At 64.6% G+C, this 3,639-nt stretch carries 3 protein-coding genes; 1 reads left to right on the top strand and 2 read right to left on the bottom strand.

Going from position 1 to position 3,639, the window contains the following annotated elements; translation table 11 throughout:
* Nucleotides 1–1,666, top strand: a 1,666-nt coding sequence (locus tag VFC51_08300; protein HZT07019.1) for an ABC transporter substrate-binding protein, incomplete at its 5' end; no start/stop codon positions are given.
* A 10-nt stretch (nt 1,667–1,676) separates the two neighbouring features.
* Here VFC51_08300 and VFC51_08295 read toward each other — a convergent pair.
* Both VFC51_08295 and VFC51_08290 read right to left on the bottom strand, forming a co-directional pair.
* Nucleotides 1,677–2,588, bottom strand: coding sequence for an SDR family oxidoreductase (locus VFC51_08295; protein ID HZT07018.1), 912 nt, complete (start codon nt 2,586–2,588; stop codon nt 1,677–1,679).
* Nucleotides 2,589–2,901: 313 nt separating this feature from the next.
* On the bottom strand, nt 2,902–3,639 hold a 738-nt coding region (locus VFC51_08290), incomplete at its 5' end, for a hypothetical protein (GenBank protein ID HZT07017.1).

The following is a 3,639-nucleotide window of genomic DNA, read 5'->3' as shown; positions in this document are numbered from 1 at the left end:
CCAGCAGGCCCAGCGGCAGAGCCAAGCGCCGTCTGCGCCGAAGACGCTTACCATTGGGGTCACGTCTCCCGTGACCGCCATGGCCATCTTCGGGAATCAGACGACCGCCGGCGGGTGGCTCTCGACCACCGAGGTCCACTCGGATGGCCTCATCACATCGGATGTACATACCCGTACCCCGATCGGGCGTCTTGCTGAGCGCGTCCCCAGCCTCGACGACGGATCGATCGCCCTCCTCCCGGACGGGCGGATGCGGGTCACCTATACGCTGCGTCGCGGTGTCACCTGGCAGGATCAGCGTCCATTTACGGCGCAGGATCTGGCCTTCTCCTACCAACTTATTAGCGACAAGGGGCTGCCATCCCCTTCCCAACGTGACCACATCGACCGTATCGAGTCTGTCGAGGCGCCAGACGACAATACGTTTGTGCTCAACTTCAAGGGCCCGTACTACCAGGGGGCGGCCCTCGGGGTTCGCTCCTTCTGGCCGCTTCCCGAGCACATCCTGGGCCCTGCCTATGAGAAGTTCCAACAGGATAAAGATCCAGCCGAGGTCATGAACCATCCCTATTGGACGACTGAGTACGTGCACCTCGGCCCGTTCCGCTTGACCTCATTTGACCCGCAGGCGGTGAGCTTCGAGGCGTACAGCGGCTACTTCCTGGGCCGGCCGAAGGTGGACCACGTGCGCATCCAGCTTTACACCGACACGAATACCCTTTACACGGGTTTGCTGGCCGGCGCCGTGGATCTCTTCCCAGACCTGGCGCTCAGCGTGTCGCAGGGATTCGAGCTCAAGGAGCGGTGGGAGAGCACAGGCGCTGGGACGGTCTATGTCAAACCCGGGATCACTTGGTTCCTGGCTCCGCAGATGCGCCCGTCCGTCCAGATAGAACCCACAACGATGGATGTGAACGTTCGGGCCGGGCTCTATCAGGCGCTCGACCGCGATGGGCTCGCCGAGGGATTGTTGAACGGTCATTCCGAGCTGGCTGCGTACTCGCTCCTGCCCTCGACGGACCCCCACTACGAGTCGACCCGCGATTCGCTCCGCAGGTACGCGTACGACCCGGCCCGGGCCAGAGCGAGCCTGCAGACGGCGGGCTGGACCCAGGGGGCTGACGGCGCCTTCCGCCATACGTCGGATGGACGCCCATTCCGCGCAGCCGTCTGGACGACGCCAGGATTCGAGCGTGACGTGGCCGCTGTCGCGGATGGCTGGCGCCGGTTTGGCTTGCAGGTCGACGAGCTCGTGGTCCCGGCGGCCCAGGTGCGCAACAACGAGTTCCGCGCCAGCTATCCGGGCTGGGATCTGAGTGCCCAGGGGAGCGGCGATGCGATCCTGGGCAGGATGCTCGGGCCGGCCGCCGGGACGGAGACCGGGTGGGTGGGCAACCGCGGTGGCTACGACGATCCCCGCATGCGAGCGCTGGTCGACGGCTATCGCTCGAGCCTCACGCCTGCTAGTCAAATCGAGTCGATGCGGGCCATCTCCGACTTCGTCGCGGCCGAGCTGTTGCCGCTCATGCCGCTCTACTTCCAACCCGAGCACCTGGGCGTTCGCCAGGGTGTGCTTGCCCTCGACGACCAGGACGGCGGCGAAGAAGCCGCCCAGATGTATGGAACCTTCACCCGCAACGCCTACCTGTGGGACCTTCAGGGATAGGCGGATCCCCTTAGGGCCGAGGGGCGCCTCTCGCTGCCTGGGCAGCGAAGGCTTGCTCGAGATCCGGCGGCATCGCCATGTCCTGCCAAACCTCGGGTCCACCGAGCCCATGCTCGATGTTCCAGGTCATGACGTCGAACATCTTGCCCGTGACCCCGGACGCGTCCTGGGTCGCCAGCCACATGGCGATGGGCACGATGTGGGAGGCCATCATCGGTCGAGGCCCGGGCTGGGCGCCCCGGGCGATGCGAACGCGAACGGTGTCATCGTACCAGGATGCGCGGGTGTGGCCTGGGATGAGGATGTTGACGGCGACGTTGTGCTCCTTGATCTCGTCCGCCAGATAGAAGCTCATGGTCGCGACGGCGGCCTTGGCGGACATGTACGGCATCTCTCGTGAATTCGGGCGCAGAGCGGTGTAGGCGCCGCCGTGCGAGAAATGCAGGATGCCGCTGCTCACGATGTTGATGATGCTGCCGCGCCGCTTCTCGATCATGGGCTTGACGAACCGCCGGGTGACCTTGAGTAGGCCGAAGACGTTCACGCCAAAGCTCTGCTGCCAGTGCTCGTCGGTCGTCTCGAGGGTCGTTACCCGGCCGGTCTCGTTCACAAGCCGCATTTGCAAGAGCGCGGCGTTGTTGATGAGCACGTCCGTGGTACCGAAGCGATCGAGGACCGACTGGTACGCCCGGTCGACGTCGGCGTCCTGCGTGACGTCCGTCTCGAGGGCAAGGGCGTTCTGGTTCTTGTCCAGTTCGGCCCGGAACGGCTCGTCGCCCGCCCAAGTCTTGTCGAGCGCCACTACGCGCGCCTTCGCTTCCAGAAAACCCTCGACGTAAGCGCGCCCCATCCCCCGGGCGCCCCCGGTCACGACAACAATTTTCCCTTCGAGCTCGGGATGAATCGGCATCTGGGGTTTCACGCTGCCACCTCTTCCTCGCACGTCGATCGGTTTGTCGGCGGGATGATCCCGCTTTATACAGGAGATCGTAGCCGCGCCCAGGGTCGAGCTACCCTCGTCGCGGTCGACGGGAACACGGTCACTGGCTGAGGCTCGGCGGCTCCGCCCGCCCGACCACGACCAGCGTCTTGCCAGAAGCGACCTGCTACGGAGACGCGCCGGCCGCAGTCTGGGTCGCTGCGGACCCGCCGCAGCCCATCAGTAAACTGCCCATGACCGTCAACGGGCCGCTGATTTCCCCGGTCCGCATCATCTCCTTCTGCGCCCGCGCGGATCAGCGCGCTCCCACGACGTGGACGGCTCGCAAATTCGTGTCGACGACGTGGTCGGGGTCGTGCACGACCGCAATCGGCTCTTCGCCGTTTGCCTGCTTCTCGATCTCTCGCAAGAGCAGGTTGTCGAAGAAGGCAACCCCGACGTCGCGTGTACCGGCGCGCCAGTTGTCCCGGGCTGAGATCGCGCCCTGGGTCTCGATGACCATCACGTCCTGGTTGGGGACCTTGTCCATCCGATAGCGGGCAATCGGGTGCGTCGCTTCGATCGGAATCTTGGTCGTGGCGGGCGGCATGATATACGTGCCCCGCTCCACCGTGCCCCAGTCGTCGATCTTGCCGCTGTTCAGGTCGACCCGGATCGCGAACTTGTGCGTGTGGGTATCGTCGACCGGGCACTTGACGGAAACCTGGTTCATGCGGCGGAGGATGTTCGGGAAGACGACGATATCTTCCTCGAGGTAGCCGTCCGTGATGCCCATGATCCGCATCACGCCATATGGGGTCTCGCGATACGCCAACGAGGCCAGGTCATCAAGGCGGCCGCGAGTGGTGTTGGGCACCGGCGGGTAGCTTCCGTCCGGGTTGCGTCGGAGCGCGTAGGTGTCCTGGTGCAGGACGAAGATGTGAGAGCCATCGAGGTTGTTCTCGACGACCTGGACCCAATTCGCCTGGTACTCGATTTCCATGGAGACTTCTTTGATCGGGTACTGCATGATGTCTAGCCGACGGATCGGCGG

It is taken from the genome of Chloroflexota bacterium, assembly GCA_035652535.1.
In the GTDB taxonomy this organism is placed as follows: Bacteria; Chloroflexota; UBA6077; order UBA6077; family SHYK01; genus DASRDP01.
Note: the sequence above shows the minus strand (reverse complement) of the source record. Positions and strands in the feature narration are given on the sequence as shown.